This window comes from Saccharicrinis sp. GN24d3, assembly GCF_052400645.1.
Classification (GTDB): Bacteria; Bacteroidota; Bacteroidia; order Bacteroidales; family Marinilabiliaceae; genus Saccharicrinis.
On sequence record NZ_JBQTGI010000002.1, the window covers coordinates 230060 to 245985 of the forward strand.

11 protein-coding genes are annotated in these 15926 nt (G+C 38.9%); 2 read left to right on the forward strand and 9 right to left on the reverse strand.

The window, feature by feature from the left end; genetic code table 11:
* Nucleotides 1-5: 5 nt before the first annotated feature.
* From ACT29I_RS03465 to ACT29I_RS03480, 4 genes are all read right to left on the reverse strand, one after another.
* The gene (locus ACT29I_RS03465; RefSeq protein ID WP_430936657.1) at nucleotides 6-1772 is read right to left on the reverse strand and encodes a V-type ATP synthase subunit A; all 1767 of its coding nucleotides are present in this window, start codon (nucleotides 1770-1772) and stop codon (nucleotides 6-8) included.
* Nucleotides 1756-2619, reverse strand: coding sequence for a DUF2764 family protein (locus tag ACT29I_RS03470; RefSeq protein WP_430936659.1), 864 nt, complete (start codon nucleotides 2617-2619; stop codon nucleotides 1756-1758). The genes ACT29I_RS03465 and ACT29I_RS03470 overlap by 17 nt, the downstream gene beginning before the upstream one ends.
* A gap of 5 nt (nucleotides 2620-2624) precedes the next feature.
* On the reverse strand, nucleotides 2625-3233 hold the full coding sequence (locus ACT29I_RS03475) for a V-type ATP synthase subunit E family protein (RefSeq protein WP_444792695.1): 609 nt from the start codon (nucleotides 3231-3233) through the stop codon (nucleotides 2625-2627).
* A 1204-nt stretch (nucleotides 3234-4437) separates the two neighbouring features.
* Nucleotides 4438-5745 carry a T9SS type A sorting domain-containing protein gene (locus ACT29I_RS03480; protein ID WP_444792696.1) on the reverse strand — a complete coding sequence of 436 codons (1308 nt, stop codon included), beginning with the start codon at nucleotides 5743-5745 and terminating at the stop codon, nucleotides 4438-4440.
* 625 nt (nucleotides 5746-6370) lie between these two features.
* Between ACT29I_RS03480 and ACT29I_RS03485 the strand changes: the two genes are divergently transcribed.
* Both ACT29I_RS03485 and ACT29I_RS03490 read left to right on the forward strand, forming a co-directional pair.
* On the forward strand, nucleotides 6371-8581 hold the full coding sequence (locus tag ACT29I_RS03485; protein ID WP_444792697.1) for a B12-binding domain-containing radical SAM protein: 2211 nt from the start codon (nucleotides 6371-6373) through the stop codon (nucleotides 8579-8581).
* A gap of 15 nt (nucleotides 8582-8596) precedes the next feature.
* The gene (locus tag ACT29I_RS03490; RefSeq protein ID WP_444792698.1) at nucleotides 8597-10513 is read left to right on the forward strand and encodes a beta-N-acetylhexosaminidase; all 1917 of its coding nucleotides are present in this window, start codon (nucleotides 8597-8599) and stop codon (nucleotides 10511-10513) included.
* Between the two features lie 25 nt (nucleotides 10514-10538).
* On the opposite strand, the gene ACT29I_RS03495 is transcribed toward ACT29I_RS03490, so the two are convergent.
* From ACT29I_RS03495 to ACT29I_RS03515, 5 genes are all read right to left on the reverse strand, one after another.
* A complete protein-coding gene (locus ACT29I_RS03495) occupies nucleotides 10539-10994 on the reverse strand; it encodes a hypothetical protein (protein ID WP_430936669.1) in 456 nt (151 codons plus the stop codon).
* Between the two features lie 296 nt (nucleotides 10995-11290).
* Nucleotides 11291-11677 (reverse strand): hypothetical protein, encoded by a 387-nt coding sequence (locus tag ACT29I_RS03500; RefSeq protein ID WP_444792699.1) that lies wholly within the window; start codon nucleotides 11675-11677, stop codon nucleotides 11291-11293.
* Between the two features lie 65 nt (nucleotides 11678-11742).
* On the reverse strand, nucleotides 11743-12048 hold the full coding sequence (locus ACT29I_RS03505; RefSeq protein WP_430936673.1) for a hypothetical protein: 306 nt from the start codon (nucleotides 12046-12048) through the stop codon (nucleotides 11743-11745).
* Nucleotides 12049-12286: 238 nt separating this feature from the next.
* Nucleotides 12287-13942 (reverse strand): tetratricopeptide repeat protein, encoded by a 1656-nt coding sequence (locus ACT29I_RS03510; protein WP_430936675.1) that lies wholly within the window; start codon nucleotides 13940-13942, stop codon nucleotides 12287-12289.
* Nucleotides 13943-14093: 151 nt separating this feature from the next.
* The gene (locus ACT29I_RS03515) at nucleotides 14094-15827 is read right to left on the reverse strand and encodes an alanine/glycine:cation symporter family protein (protein ID WP_430936677.1); all 1734 of its coding nucleotides are present in this window, start codon (nucleotides 15825-15827) and stop codon (nucleotides 14094-14096) included.
* Nucleotides 15828-15926: the final 99 nt, after the last annotated feature.

Consider the following 15926-nt stretch of genomic DNA (forward strand, 5'->3'; position numbering starts at 1 on the left):
AATTTTTAATTTAAGCGTTCTTTCATGATTTCTTCCAACTCACCTTCGTAAGTTTTAAACCTATCAGAATCCTGCTCGGAATAGTTCATCTGTTTAAGCTGATTGATAAGACGCTTAAAGAATCCGTTCACATCTTCGAAAGTGTCAAAACTGAACTTCATATCGGTTATACCTAATACCTTCTCCAGCATATATTTTTGACGTGGCATTGGACAGTTAGCATCAATCTTATCGAAAGAATCCTGCTGAAGAATAACCGCATCAATCAATTCCGAGTTCCAGAAACGCTCATGAAATTCCAATGGCACACCATCATCTCCCAGAATGTTGATTTGCTCCTGAGCCTCGCGGCCTCTCAGCAGCAAAGTTTTGGTCTTATTTACATTCTCCAGCCAGTTCTCGCCCACATTCTCCTTTAAATAACCCATTACCTCAGGATATTCGAGGTACTTAGAATAACTGTCAATGGGGTCGATAGCCGGATAGCGCTTACTATCGGCTCGGCTCTGGTTTAGTCCGTAGAAACAACGTGCTGCTTTACGGGTAGATTCCGTTACCGGTTCTTTAAGGTTACCACCGGCTGGCGACACAGTACCTATAAAGGTAATGGATCCCGACTCTCCGTTATTTAGATAAACGAAACCTGCACGCGCATAAAAGCTTGATATAATGGCGGTCAAGTCCATTGGAAAGGCATCTGGCCCGGGAAGTTCTTCCAAACGGTTACTCATCTCTCGAAGCGCCTGAGCCCAACGGGAAGTCGAGTCGGCCATTAACAATACTTTCAGCCCCATGGAGCGATAGTATTCTCCGAGCGTCATCGCTGTGTAAACAGAAGCCTCACGAGCAGCCACCGGCATATTAGATGTATTGGCAATAATAGTTGTACGCTCAATCAACTTGCGTCCGGTCCTTGGGTCTTCCAACTCCGGGAATTCCGTAAATATTTCCACCACCTCGTTGGCACGTTCTCCACAGGCAGCAATAATTACAATATCCGCCTCCCCAAACTTAGAAATGGCATGTTGCAACACGGTTTTACCAGTACCAAAAGGACCCGGGATAAATCCTGTTCCTCCTTCTGTAATTGGATTCAGCGTATCTAATGTCCTTACACCTGTTTGCAGTAATTTGAACGGACGTGGCTTTTCTTTGTAAGCTTTAACAGCCATCTTCACCGGCCACTTTTGTACCATGGTCAAATCAATGTCATTACCTTCTTTGTCAGTAATAGTGGCAACTACATCATCAACGGTATATTCGCCGGCTTTAACCACGTTTTTAACTGAATAAGTCCCCTCAAATTTAAAAGGAACCATAATACGATGTGGCATACTGTTTTCCGGAACTTCTCCTAGCCACGAACCGGCGCTTACTTCATCACCGGCTTTGGCAATAGGCGTCCAGTCCCATTTTTTTTCTCTGTCTAAAGGATCGGTGTAGTCTCCCCTTTTCAGAAAGACGCCTTCCATTTTATCCAGATCATTTTGAAGGCCATCGTAGTTTCTAGAAAGGATACCTGGTCCCAAGGTTACTTCAAGCAAGTGACCTTCGAACTCCACTTTCGCTCCTACTTTTAGCCCACGGGTACTTTCAAAAACCTGTACGTAAACATTCTTACCCATAATTTTAATTACCTCAGCCATCAACTTGCTTTCAGGATGCTGGATAAAACAAATTTCGTTTTGGGCCACAGGTCCATCAACCTCTACAATTACAAGGTTGGCTATAATACCGGCTACCACACCGGTGGTTTTATTTTTTCTTTCCATGGCTTAATTTATATTCTTCAGGAAATTCGTAACTGCTTTCCAATTCGCTCAATAATTTTTGGAACATTTTTCTGCCTTCCTCTTCATCTAAGGCCCTCCATCGTTCAACTATCAATAATTTATATACAAACGCCAATACCCTTTCCACTGTAAAATAGTTAAAGAAAGTGCTTTCGTCGAGATAGTTCCATTTTAGGCGATCTATTTTAAGCTCGCGCTCCAAAATATTTTCATCTTCATATATCTGAATCAGAGATTCAACATACTCCAGTTCATTGGCCAAACCAAAGTCCCTCGATCTGCTCTTTACCAAAGCTTCAACAACCTCTCCATCTCCAATCAACTCTTTTTCATATTCCATATCGTACTTACGACCGGTAAGGGATGTAAATATGTTTTTTTGGTTGATCTCAAAATCAAGAAACTCGTTTAAAAACGTATTGGAGAATTGCCTTAGGTAATCAGAATACATCCTGAATAAAATCACCTCAGCATCTGCACTTTTAACGGGTTCCTCTGCATACAGTATTTTGTTTGCAAAATCCACGAAGTAGGCGGGGAACTCATGATCTTCCAGAGCTTCCAACCGTTTTTTATCCGTTAAAGTTTCCAGCTCCAGGGTGCTATAATTTCCCCTTGGATCGAATTCCTTTTTTTGATAAAACAATAAATCAATAAGATTGTAATGGTCGAAAGGCAAATATAATGCACGTACCAAGCTAAAGTCCCGTTCAGCCAATTCCTCATGCAGCATTTCCCTGAGGGTAATAGATGTGAACAAAACTTTTTTGTCACCCAATAAAATATCAGGCAAGCCGGCAACCAGACAGTAATAATTTTTTGCCATGCTGTTTATTCTTCAAATAATAATTGATTGGTTTTAGACCGTAGGAAAGACTTAAAGAAGTTTTGGAAATCTCCCTCGGTAAAGCTGATGACATAACTACCATCTGATGGTCCTACTTTAAAACCCGCTTTCACAGTCGAATCGAGTTCAAAGGTCAAACCTTTGTTCATTTCGGCAGCAAAACTTTTAGTGATTTTTTTATCCAACTCAGTTTTTTCTGATTCCGGAAGGACAATATTGATATCAAAGTTACCCGTTTTAGTCCATCCTTCCACCAATTTCGCGATTAAGGACTGAACATATTTTTTATCGGAAAATACCTCATTCACGGTTGGTTTAGTCACTGCGACGGTTATACTGTTCCCAATTTTCTGGCGCAGTGAAGAAATGGCCTGTTGAGACGCCAATTTTATTTCAGCTTCAATGTTGCGCTGTATTTCCGCCGCTTTTTTTTCTGCTTCTTCTATTGCAGCAGAAGCTTTTTGTTGTGCCTCTCCAACTATCTTTTCGGCCTCTTGCCTGGCCTTATCAATGATGGATTCAGCTTCTTCGTTGGCTTTTTGAACACCTTCGGAATACAGCTTATCCGTCAGTTCCTGAAGTTTTGATTGCATGATAATTATTTATAGTTAACTTAAATATACCAGTAATAAAAGACGTTTTACTTTTCAATCGTTTAAGAACGTTTCCGTTCCTTCTATTTACAAAACAGGACGTTTTGTCTACCATCATACCATCTAATCCCGGAGTCTTCCAATTTTATTGAAAAATTTGTACAATTTAAAGTTTCTTTTAGAAAATATAACGATAATTTACAATGTTTTTTAAATTTTGCGCCTATTCACAGTAACACATAATATTTGACCATTAGGATGAAGTCTTAAGTAGTTTATGTTTTTATTTGAATAAAACTACCTTTCTTTTGCGAATTCAGATATAATAATATAGACGAAACGTCAAATTTCCCTTTTCAAACACAATAAATGTGTGGTCAATTATTTTTTTTGAAAATTGCGTTGCTTTTCTTGCACATCCTAACACTTTATGTGCTTTTGGGTTTAAGTTTTATTAGAAAACAATATTAATAAAAATTTCATGGAAATTTTTATTAATATGAAATAGAGGTATGCCACCCAGCAATATTACCCTTCTAAAAAAACCGATACCACGACAGTTAAACCATATTTAAAAGACGGTTAACCTGACTCCTTCGTCCTATGGCTTGCAACCCTTTCGGGTAATAGTAATTGAAAACAAAGAACTCAGAATCATATTAAAAGAAGCTGCCTGGGGAAGGCCTCAAGTAATAGACGCTTCGCAAGTAGTTCTTTTTGCCACTAACAGTAACTTGGCGGTGCCAGAAGTTGATGAATTCTTAAACAGAATCTTCGAGATGACTGGAGCTTCACCCAAGTCTTTAACCCGCAATATGCATTTGAAATTCTATTACACATTGAAATTGTTTCAAAACAAGACACTCCGCTGCTTCACTTCAACTCACCAGAACGATGCTATGCCTCGTTTCAGTAAAGCCTTGTTTTATTGCACTTTCAATGTTCACGACGAAGTTCTAATGCATAATCCGGGATTAATGCATGCCCAATGGAAGGATTTGAACCGGCTACGGTTGATAATTAGTTTAAAAAACTGAACTTAAACAGCATAACGATGGCTACAATTGGCTTTAGATCAGACAATGACAATTGCCGGCACCAACCGAAAGTGAGAAAACGGCTTGAAAATCTTATGGTAATGATATAAAAAATGCGCCTTAGATATTTAACCTAAGGCGCATCATCCAAAATGTGTATTTGTATGTTATTTCTTTAAGAACTTAACCACTTTTTTAGATACCAAATCTTCTAATACGATTTGGTAGAGTCCATTATTAAGCTCTGATAGATCATAAGCGGTTTCTTCACCTCCCGGCAAATCAAATATTTTAACCGCTACTCCCGACACACTCATGACCCTAACCGTTACCATGTCCGATTCGAACCCGGTTAAATCAATGGTAACAGGACCCTCTGATGGGTTAGGATATACGCCATAACCGGTATTTTCTAATTCCGGAACCGCCGTAGACAGATTACCTGCTTTTAAACTCCATGCATATTGTTCCGGCTCAAAAATATTGTCCCACTTAATGTAGTATGTTTTATTCGCAGTTACGCTTAACACAAGCTCCGATTGCAAACCATTCGCGTCATCACTAAATGCAACCCTCTCCGAATCACAACCTTCGTATACTTCAAGATAAGTATCTTCACTGGTTAATTGGGCTGCAGTAATGGTTATATCACCATCTTCAAAAGCTACAAAACGAAACCATTTATCCGTTCCTGAATCATGATCTATCGGTGCTTCGTTCAAGTTATATACATCAATAGCATCGCTGCACCTTTCGCCTGCCTGCCAATTACTTTCGCCAATACTCCAGTTGATACTTGTATTAGTAGTAGAATTATGCAGTGCAATAAGATAAGTTCTTCCTAATTCTCCATTAATAGCTACTTTGTGCGGATTCCAGTTATCATCATTGTTCAAAGATGTTGTATAGCTACAGTCATCAAAGACAGCAATTTCGCAGTCCTCAGCATTAGCGTTTGTTATTTCCACGGTAATCTTACCATTACGACTCGCAGTAAACTGAAACCAACGGTAATCATTTGTAGGAACCGTAGATTGAATACTTCCTGTTGAAGCTTGTAATGGATCGCTACAAAATTCACCCTGCGCAGCTTGCGATTCCGTCAAAAACCATTCGAAATCCTGACTGGTATATGCGCTTCTCCAGCATATCCAGTATGTTAAGCCACTGATCACTTCAAAATCAACTTCCGATTGAGTTTCGCAATAATCATCACTAAAAGTAAACGACTCTAGATCGCACCCGTCAAAAATCTCTACGTAAGTATTTGCTGTTGTTTGCCCGCAGGAGGAAACAGTAACTTTACCGTTGGTTGTTGCAGTGTATTTAAACCACTGATCCCCTAAAGAGTTGTCTGAAACATTAAGTCCCTGAAGCACAGATACTGCTTCGTCGCAGGCTTGCCCCCCCTGGGCAAAGGATGTTTGTATCGCCAGTCCCCAAACTAATAGCGACAATAAAGTAAATTTAAGCATATCAAAATTGTGTTGTGTTGTGTTGTTGTGTCGTTGAAAATTTTACACTCTTTATTTTTATCTTCTTCAATAAACGCTATCGTTAGTTTAACCTTCCATCAATTTTCCCCAAAATCAAACTATCGGTCAAACCAAAACTTAGCCAGCTCCATCTTCTTCAATTTTCATTCGTCAATCTAAATCATACTTTAACAATTCGATTTTGACAGTTTGTCAACATTAACGAATGTAAAAACAAAAGGTTTCAAAATTACATCTCTCAAACTAATTTGTAACAAATCTAAATTAGAAATATATTTTAGTCCATTAATTATCAGCACTATAATGCTCAAGCACACCAGGCGTTACAATTAATAAGATCTCCCAAAAAATAGTTAAATGTGAAACGGTATCGTGATTGACCAGTTAAATAAACGGCATTAACAATACAGTTATTGTATCCGAATCGGAATCCAATGTGAAGTGTAGGCAGCGCAAAAGTATAAAACATTTACAAATACCAAATATCTTATGATATCCGGCAACATTAATTAACTTTTTTTAAGCATCACTGCGCATTCTACAGCGTCTTTTGTATTGACAATAATACTAAGCCACTATTTTTATACTTTTGCAGAAACAATTAATGATACAAGCATTGGATACGAACATACTTCTCATTAGTCCGCCATTTACGCAGCTGAACACACCATACCCTGCTTCGCCATATCTAAAGGGTTTTCTTGGCAGCAAGAACATTAAGTCTTTTCAAGTCGATCTGGGGCTTGAAGTAATTTTGAAAATCTTTTCCAAAGGAGGACTTCGGGAAATATTCGACTTAGTGGATAATATTGATGACGATCTATCCGAGAATGGCTGCAGAATCATTTCTTTAAAAGAAAAATACATTCATGCTATTGACCATGTTATTTCATTTTTACAGGGTAACAACGACATGCTTGCCCATAGTATTTGCTCCGAGACATTTTTACCGAAAGCATCACGCTTTGATCAAACCGATGATTTGGATTGGTCCTTTGGGAACATGGGAATCCGGGATAGGGCAAGACATCTGGCAACCTTGTTCCTCGAAGACATTTCGGATTTCATTGTAGAAAACATTGATCCTCACTTTGGTTTTAGCAGATATGCCGAAAGACTCAGTTCCTCTGCCTTTTATTTCGATTCTATTTATCATGAATTAAACGAGGACAACTCACTTATCGTGCAATTTCAGCTGGATATCCTAAAACGCTATCTTGAAAACGAACAACCAAGTCTATTGGCCTTAACCGTTCCGTTTCCGGGCAATTTATTTGCTGCGCTTAAATGTGGGGAATTTGCAAAAAAGAACTATCCAAATATCAAAGTATGCCTGGGAGGCGGCTATGCTAACACGGAATTACGATCGATAAGTGATCCCCGAATATTTGAATACGTAGATTTCATCACCTTGGACGATGGAGAAATACCTCTTTACAATATCATCGAGTACATCGAAGGCAAACGATCGGCAGATACGCTCAAAAGAACATTCATAACAAAAAACGGCGAGGTTATATTTATTGACAACTCCGAAGATAAAGATATTTCCTTCAGGCAATCCATCTGCCCCGATTACAGCAACCTTAAAATAGATCAATATATTTCAGTGATTGAGGTTACCAACCCCATGCACCGACTTTGGAGCGATGGATTCTGGAATAAACTAACCATGGCGCACGGATGCTATTGGGGCAGATGCACCTTTTGCGACACAACTTTAGATTACATTTCCAGGTTCGAACCTGCAACCGCAAGCACCATCTGCGATAAAATGGAAAAGATTATGGCCGTTACCGGTCAGTCGGGCTTTCATTTCGTTGATGAAGCCGCACCTCCTGCACTCATGATTGCCTTAGCAAAAGAAATTATCCGCAGAAAGTTGGACGTAATTTGGTGGACAAATGTGCGTTTCGAAACCAGCTTCACCAAAGATGTATGCATTCTATTAAAAAGATCGGGCTGCATAGCTGTTTCGGGAGGGTTGGAGGTAGCCTCAAACAGAATTCTATCCTTGATCAACAAAGGGGTTAGCATTGAAAAAGTAGCGCTAGCGTGTAAAAATTTCACCCAAGCTGGTATATTGACGCATGCCTACCTGATGTACGGATTCCCCACCCAAACTACGCAAGAAACGATTGATTCCCTAGAGGTAGTTAGGCAACTTTTTGAACAGCAAATAGTACACTCAGGGTTTTGGCATCAGTTTGCGCTTACAGTGCATAGCCCGGTTGGAAAAAACCCAAACCGATTTCAAGTCCAAATAAAGAACCCGGAAACAAATCCGTTTGCAAACAATGACCTGGAACACGTGGACCCAACGGGGGCGCCGCATCAAAAATTCAGTTCCGGGCTTAAAAAGTCACTATTTAATTTTATGCACGATGTTGGATTTGACCTTCCCTTGCAAGACTGGTTCGAATTTAAGGTTCCAAATACCAGTGTTCCTTACAACTTAATTTCCAAAGCACTTGACGGCACCTCCCAAGGAGAACCCATGCCAAACAGCAAACTTATTTGGATGGAAAACACACCGGATGCCAGGTATTACAGTCGAAAAAAGAAAGGCAAATCGCAAGAAATGTGCGAGCTTACATTTTATCTCTCCTCCGAAACAACCCGGTTGAACATAAAGGCATCATTGGCACCATGGCTTATCTCCTTGTTGGAAAGATGCTCAATAGGCAACAAGACAAATCCCACCTTTAAGGAGGTCCAGGAAGACTTTTCCAGAAACAACCTAGGCGATTTTTCCGTTTTTTGGCAAAGCTTCACCTTAAAACAATTAAAACTTTTTGGATTGTTAAACATCTAATCGCATATTTGATCTATGACAAAGCTTATAAAAATAATAACCCTGTTCCTGTGCAATTCGCTCTTTGCGACACATGCGCAAGAGCTGACGCATTATCTTTTGCCCGCCCCCCGGGAAATAAATATTGATAAAGGATACCTGAACGAAATACAAGGAGCTGTTATCCCGAACCACAACTTTATTGAACTGATAGAAAACATCTCTCCCTTTGATATAGTTGGCGACGTTAAAACCCATTCTTCCCCGCTTACGATCAATACTTTCTCTCTTGAAATCGATAGTGCCCTCCGCAACAAACAAGCCTATTGCCTAACCATTGATTCCACTTCGGTAAAAATTGTTGGCAGGGACAATGCGGCTCTTTTTTATGGCAAACAAACGCTCCAACAAATATTGCAATACAGTAAGGATACCGGCAAGCCAATACCGTGTTTGTCGATTACGGACTGGCCCGATTTCGAGCGTAGAGGATACATGCTTGACATTAGCCGGGATAAAGTACCAACCATGGAAACGTTATACCAATTAATTGATATGCTTGCCCTATGGAAAATTAACGAGTTCCAGCTGTATACCGAACATACATTCGCCTATAAAAACCATCGAACAGTATGGAAAGACGCCAGTCCGATAACAGCAGAAGAGGTACGGATGATTGACGCTTATTGCAAAGCCAAATTTATCGATTTGGTTCCGAATCAAAATTCGTTCGGGCACATGGAAAATTGGCTTATGCATGACCAATACCTTCATTTAGCCGAATGCCCTACCGACTGCAATACTATTTGGGGAACCAGAAGCAGACATAGTTTAAACCCCTTACTTCCGGAATCCTTTGATTTGATGCAAGAATTATATGCTGAATTACTCCCAAATTTCAGTAGCCAGTATTTTAACATAGGATGTGACGAAACCGTGGAATTGGGAAATGGCTTATCGAAACAGGAATGCCAAAAACACGGGAAAGGTAAAGTATACCTCGATTTTGTAAAAAAACTTAATTCCGAAGTCAACAAATACGGGAGAAAAGCACAATTTTGGGGCGATATTATATTAAAACACCCGGAGTTAATTTCGTCAATCCCCGAAAACATGACCGCCATGGTATGGGGTTACGATAGCAAATATCCTTTTGAGGAAAATTTACCAAAATTTGAAGAGGCAGGCCTAGACTATTATGTATGTCCCGGCACTTCTACCTGGCGCTCCATCATAGGCAGAAACAAGGATGCTTTCACTAACCTCGGGAGAGCTGCACAATACGGCAAGAAGTTTGGTGCAAAAGGTTATTTAAACACAAACTGGGGCGATTGGGGACACTGGCAACCTCTATCCGTTTGTTACCCTACTCTTGCAACAGGCGCCGCATATTCGTGGAATGCCCAGATGGATCCAATGGAATTAATACCAACGGCTCTGAACAAATTCATTTTCAAAGATAGCACAGGTAATCTAACAAAAGCTTTACTGAAATTGGGCGATGCCTACCTTGCTTGCGAAATCCCCGAGGGGAATGCCAATGCATTCCACTTAATGTTGCGCAGATACAGATGGACAATGAAAGGTCATTATCAAACAAAAATGCTTAAAAAGAAAAACCTGTTAAAAGCCGAGCAGGAAATCGACACGGCTATACTGCTATTGGATCAATCTGCACCAATGAGTCGCGACGCTCAAATTACTGTAGATGAAATAAAACAAGCCGCAATGCTTGCCAAGCATGGTATTCACCTAGGGCTAGCTCGCTTAAACGCTAAACAGCTCGCTACGGAAAACATTAGTCCTGATACTTTACAAATTTTAGCCAATGAACTTGATACATTAATTAAAAAACACGACGAACTATGGACAATCCGGAACAGGGAAGGTGGATTACAACGTTCCGGTCAAAAGTTAAATGATTTGCTCGAATTTTATAAAGCCATCGATTAACCGGCACATTTAACCACCTGCTTTGTCATTTATACTCTGGATACTCGATAGTCTTTGCACAACGAATCAATTCTTCCAAATCGCTATTAGACATTTCAATATTCAGCCAAAGGAAAGCATACTCCAACGAGCTAAAAATATGTATGTTTCGTGCCACTCCGGGTTGATACATTTTAAACAGAGTGGCCATGGCCACCTGATCCGACTCATCCGCCAGCAGCGCTAACTTATTCGTTAAAATTGCCGGGAAATTCTCCCTTAAGAAGAATACGAAATCTTTCACCTTTGCAATGTCCTTAGAAAACTTTGATGCTCGCAGATCAATTAAAAAGTTTTTTTTAGCAGTGACCTCCTCTTTCGCACACAGTATTTCTGTTAGGTGAATTAATTTATTTAATTCTACTAATCCTATATGCTTTTGTACAACCAGGTTGTATTCGCTTATCAATTTAAATTGTACCGTATAAGTTTCCTTCATCACAAGCTCTCATTTTTTCCGTCCTAATAGATAACCCCATTATTCGAGACAAACTTCCAATATTTTATTTATCATATTATATTTAAAAGATGTAATATTTCCCTCATTTATTTATCATATTTTTTTATACAACAAAAGTCCGTCTGATTATGGATACAATCAGAACGGACTTACGCCTTGTTTAGTGATAGATAGGTATTCAAGGAATGCAACAATTTGGGAATCAATAGCAAAAACACATATGAACACCACCACAAACAAGTTACTTAGCAACCTATATTTTAAATATCATTTATACTTCAATACGCTTCTCCACCATATACGTCTTTACCCAGCCATCTATGCGCCGCACCATGGGTTGAGAAGACCTGAATAAAGTAATGGTTCGACTTAATTAACTGCTGATAAACCATACAAATAGCTGTATACATGGGATCATTAAGTAACACCGCTACTTTTAGCAAATCAAATTTTTCACTCAGCAACGTATTGACTTCATTTAACTTAGCCAAATCTTTAAGACGAATGTTTGATCTGCACTTTTTTGCATTAATCACTAATTTATGGCTGGATGGCAAATGGTTAAAATCATCGGCATATTGCTTTATGGTATCAACAATATCATCAATTGTGATAAACCTGTTGATTTCTATCTCCATTATATCTTCACTTACCGAAACATTCATCACCATATCCTATTCCCCCATAGATTAAACCGTAACGTAATAACTGCAATTTATATTTCAAAACTCTACAATTGAATAACAATTGGATCCTCCTTAACGAGTTCTTCCAACTGTATGACAATTGGATCCTCCTTAGCTAGCTTACCCAGCTGTATGACAATTGGATCTTCCTTAGCTAGCTTACCCAGCTGTATGACAATTGGATCTTCCTTCGTTAACTCTCCAAGCTGAATAACTATTGGATCTTCTTTAACCAGCTTCTCCAGTTGTATAACAATGGGATCCTCTTTTTCGGTTGCCGAAGATTCTATTGTAAAAGAAAACATTAATAAAAGTGTGAAAAGAGCTGTGATTAGTTTTGAAGTATTCATGATAAACGATTTTTTAAAATTTGTTTATCACAAATATCATCTACAGCAAGCAAATAAGAAGAATTTTAGGCGTGACAAAAGCGTGACAAAATTCATTCGGTTCATAAACAATACATTACATAGGTGTTTTTTTTAATGTTTTTTAGATTACACCTTACATTAATTATATACTGTTTATTTGAATGACCGATACCGAACAGTTTTTTATACTGTATTATTTATTATGTGTCCTATAAAACTATCCTGCAAGGTCGGAAATTTGCTTTTCCCTAAATTCCTGCAAATAATCTTCCAGGCTGTCGATCACATTCAATTTAGTTCTTATTCTTTGTTTAGCTTTTCGGACCGATGCCGGCTGAACATTTTGAACCTTTGAAATAATCTCCATAGGCAACCTCAAGCAAATCATTACCGCATAGCGGATTTCCGTTCTTGTCAGCTGCGGAAATGCTTCGGTGAACAAATTAATGGTTTCCAGGTAGCAGGAATCAAAATTACTACTCAACTCACTGTCATCCGAACCATTATCACCTCTCCCAACAATATCAAACGATTCTAAATGTAAACTATGCCGATCCACTCTACCTTTAGTATTATTTAACCTATGCTGAAGCAGTTGTTTTTCTCCGATTCCAATTAATAGATTATGAAATTCTTTATTAAGTTCCTCAATCTTAGCCTTTTTACTTTTCTGGTACAGATAAATATAAACACCAACTCCCGCTAAAATCACCAATGTAACAACCATTACCAAATACAGCATAAATTCACTGGCTTTCTTTTCTATCTTCAGTTGCACCAACTGGCTCTTCATTAAATCTACTTTATTATTAATTTCCAACACCTTAGCGAGACGAACTTTTTCGGAAGAAGAGGTTTTTTCAACCCAATCAATATACTGCTGTAGGTTTTCGTATGCCTTGGAATAGTTACCTTTTGCTTTATCAATTTGGTGCAAATAGTTATACACGTATAACATCCTGTTTGACTGATAGTTTTGCTCATAAAGCTTTAAAGACTTACTAAAATACACATCGGCAATATTAAATTTTTCTTGCTTAAAATATAGCATACCTTTAAACTGATACAAGGCCGGTAAAATTAGTTTACCCACACTATTGCCTTCACTGATTTCTATAGCCTTATCGCAATAAACATGAGCGGAATCAAATTGAAGTTGAGCATGATAACTGCTGGCCAAGATTTTATATACACTTACAGCCCTATCATACAATTTCCTGTTAATATACTCATTTGCAATAGAATTCAGTTTTTCAGGGGCATCCGGGGCATTAATTCTAAAATACTGCTCCATAAAATCGGCATATAACCGCACCTCAATTTCGGATGCTTCTTGCAACAAATGAATCCCTTTATCAATCTCATCCTTAAAAGATTCGCCTAGAGCCATCTTGCATCTACCAATAGCGATATATGCGGCACCTTCGGTCATTTTACTTTGATCTACTTCCAGCTTAACCGTTTCGTAATAATTGATTTTGGCTTGCTCATACAACCCAGTCGATTCCGCAATATTACCCAGCAAAAACTGACATCTTGCCAACCATCTATTATTTTCACTATTAGTAAAATAGGACAAGGCATTTTCCACATAAGCAAGCGAAGAATCCACTTGCATGTTACCATAATAAAGCTGAGCTTTGATGTAATCCACATACCCCTCATATTCAACCATTTGCTTTGTGTCCATATAAAACATTACAGAATCGAACTGAAGCTTGGCTTTTTCGGGATAGTAAATGGTATTAAAATCGATCCGTGCAAAAACCTCGTCTATTCCATCCCCCTCCAAAGCCTGCGATCTAATAAAAAGCGGGTTCAGCAAAAGGACAAACATCCCAATAACGACGGCGTATAATCTAACTCCCTTCATAATCAACTTAAATTGGGTCATTTACATATACAAAATGCAAAAATACCAACACAAACTTACATAAAAAGAGCCAAAAAGAAAAGAAAATATCAGTATTTTATTAACGTATATAATATATTTTGTTTATTTACATATTTTTTATATTTTATACTTATCGTTTTTTGTCCACTTTACAAAATATAGGCAGTTTTTCATTGGGAAAGCGCTTTTTATATTCCCCCCAAAATGCATTAACCTCATATTTCATCTCTTTGTGCAAGGCAAAAACTCCAATTAGGTTCGGAATAGTCATAAGCGCAATGGTTATACCCGATAAATTCCATATAATGGTAGTATCGGTGAAAGAAGCTAAAAAGAAACCCAGCACATAGACAATCCTGTAATACCTAACGCCCTTAACACCAACCAGAAATATAACTGCCCTACTACCATAATACGACCAGGAAATAGCTGTTGAGAAAGCAAACAACAGCAATCCGATGGAGACGATATATTTACCAAAATCCCCAAACCAGCTTTTAGTAAAAGCTAACGTGGTAAGTGGAGCACTGTGCATCAACGATTTACCCCGAAAACGGATTTTGTTTTCATTTGCCACAACTCCTTTTATCACGTTTAACTGTCCGGTATAGAGTTTCTTTGATTGATAAACCAACACGTCTTCAGCCAAAGAGCGAGAATGAATCAAAGATATATCTCCTATTATTTTACCATCCTTTACTGTAAGTTTTCCCGAGAACAGGGGCAATGTATTTTTATTGTTTACATGTGCGCTAAGTTTAGCTCTGTCGGTCTCCACTTCATCATCATACACGCCGCGTATAAATTGCATTTCAGCCCTTTGGAAATCGTTTTGGTGTTTCTGAGTCCAAACACCGGACGCCAACAATGTAAGGCCGGTTAACGAACAGATTATAATGGTATCAATGAAGGGCTCCAACAAAGCCACCAGCCCTTCAGAAACAGGCTCGTGTGCCCTTGCTGCCGAATGGGCAATCGGCGCAGACCCTTGTCCTGCCTCATTGGAAAAAAGACCTCGATTAACACCCCGGTTAAAGGCAAAAGCAATGGTTGCCCCAAGAAACCCTCCAGTGGCTGCTGATCCAGTAAAAACATCGGAGAACACAGACACAATGGATGGAACAATATTCTGGTAGTTATAAAGGATAACTGCAATTGCACCTATAAAATATATCACTGCCATCGTAGGCACTAACCTGGAGGTTACCTGGGCAATCCTTTTAATACCCCCAATAATGATAATACCCAGTAAAACTGACAACACGAGACCTGTAATGATATGGGGCACGCCAAAAGTTGCATTGATAGAATTGGAAATACTATTTACTTGTGGCAAGTTACCTGTACCAAAAGAAGAAAGAACGGTAGCTATTGCAAAAACCATAGCCATTACCCCCCCTGTTTTCACCACTTTACCCGAAGGAAGTGTAATGTCCAATCTTTTTTTCATGAAGTACATAGGGCCCCCGGAAATGGATCCGTCTTCTGCTTTTTCGCGATATTTATGCGATAGAGTTACCTCCACAAACTTTGTTGTCATACCAATAAGTGCGGTAATCAACATCCAAAACAGGGCAGCCGGCCCCCCCAGATAAACCGCATAGGCTACACCGGCAATATTACCGGTGCCTACGGTTCCCGACAAAGCCGTTGCCAGGGCCTGAAAGTGGGATGTATCCCCTACATCATCTTCCCTATCGAATTTACCCATCACTATTTTAAGTGCATAGCCCACATATCTGAACTGGGGGAATCCTAAATAAATCGTAAAAAAAATGCCTACCCCTAATAAAAGGTATACAAACCAGGCACCACTCCCTATATAAGAGTCTATAAGTAATAAAAAATCATTAAATTTCTGCATTGGATCCCAATATTTTTATATCTGTTTGAACGAAGTATCACAAATATAAATAAATTAATGGGCAATAAAAGTCAACAGAAACACAAGCCACTTGACTGG

What these genes read in the sequence shown, in the direction of transcription:
- ACT29I_RS03510 (WP_430936675.1), bottom strand. Translation starts at nt 13,942, where the DNA reads ATGAAGGGAGTTAGATTATACGCCGTCGTTATTGGGATGTTTGTCCTT.
- ACT29I_RS03505 (WP_430936673.1), bottom strand. Translation starts at nt 12,048, where the DNA reads ATGAATACTTCAAAACTAATCACAGCTCTTTTCACACTTTTATTAATG.
- ACT29I_RS03485 (WP_444792697.1), top strand. Translation starts at nt 6,371, where the DNA reads ATGATACAAGCATTGGATACGAACATACTTCTCATTAGTCCGCCATTT.
- ACT29I_RS03515 (WP_430936677.1), bottom strand. Translation starts at nt 15,827, where the DNA reads ATGCAGAAATTTAATGATTTTTTATTACTTATAGACTCTTATATAGGG.
- ACT29I_RS03470 (WP_430936659.1), bottom strand. Translation starts at nt 2,619, where the DNA reads ATGGCAAAAAATTATTACTGTCTGGTTGCCGGCTTGCCTGATATTTTA.
- ACT29I_RS03490 (WP_444792698.1), top strand. Translation starts at nt 8,597, where the DNA reads ATGACAAAGCTTATAAAAATAATAACCCTGTTCCTGTGCAATTCGCTC.
- ACT29I_RS03500 (WP_444792699.1), bottom strand. Translation starts at nt 11,677, where the DNA reads ATGAATGTTTCGGTAAGTGAAGATATAATGGAGATAGAAATCAACAGG.
- ACT29I_RS03475 (WP_444792695.1), bottom strand. Translation starts at nt 3,233, where the DNA reads ATGCAATCAAAACTTCAGGAACTGACGGATAAGCTGTATTCCGAAGGT.
- ACT29I_RS03465 (WP_430936657.1), bottom strand. Translation starts at nt 1,772, where the DNA reads ATGGAAAGAAAAAATAAAACCACCGGTGTGGTAGCCGGTATTATAGCC.
- ACT29I_RS03480 (WP_444792696.1), bottom strand. Translation starts at nt 5,745, where the DNA reads ATGCTTAAATTTACTTTATTGTCGCTATTAGTTTGGGGACTGGCGATA.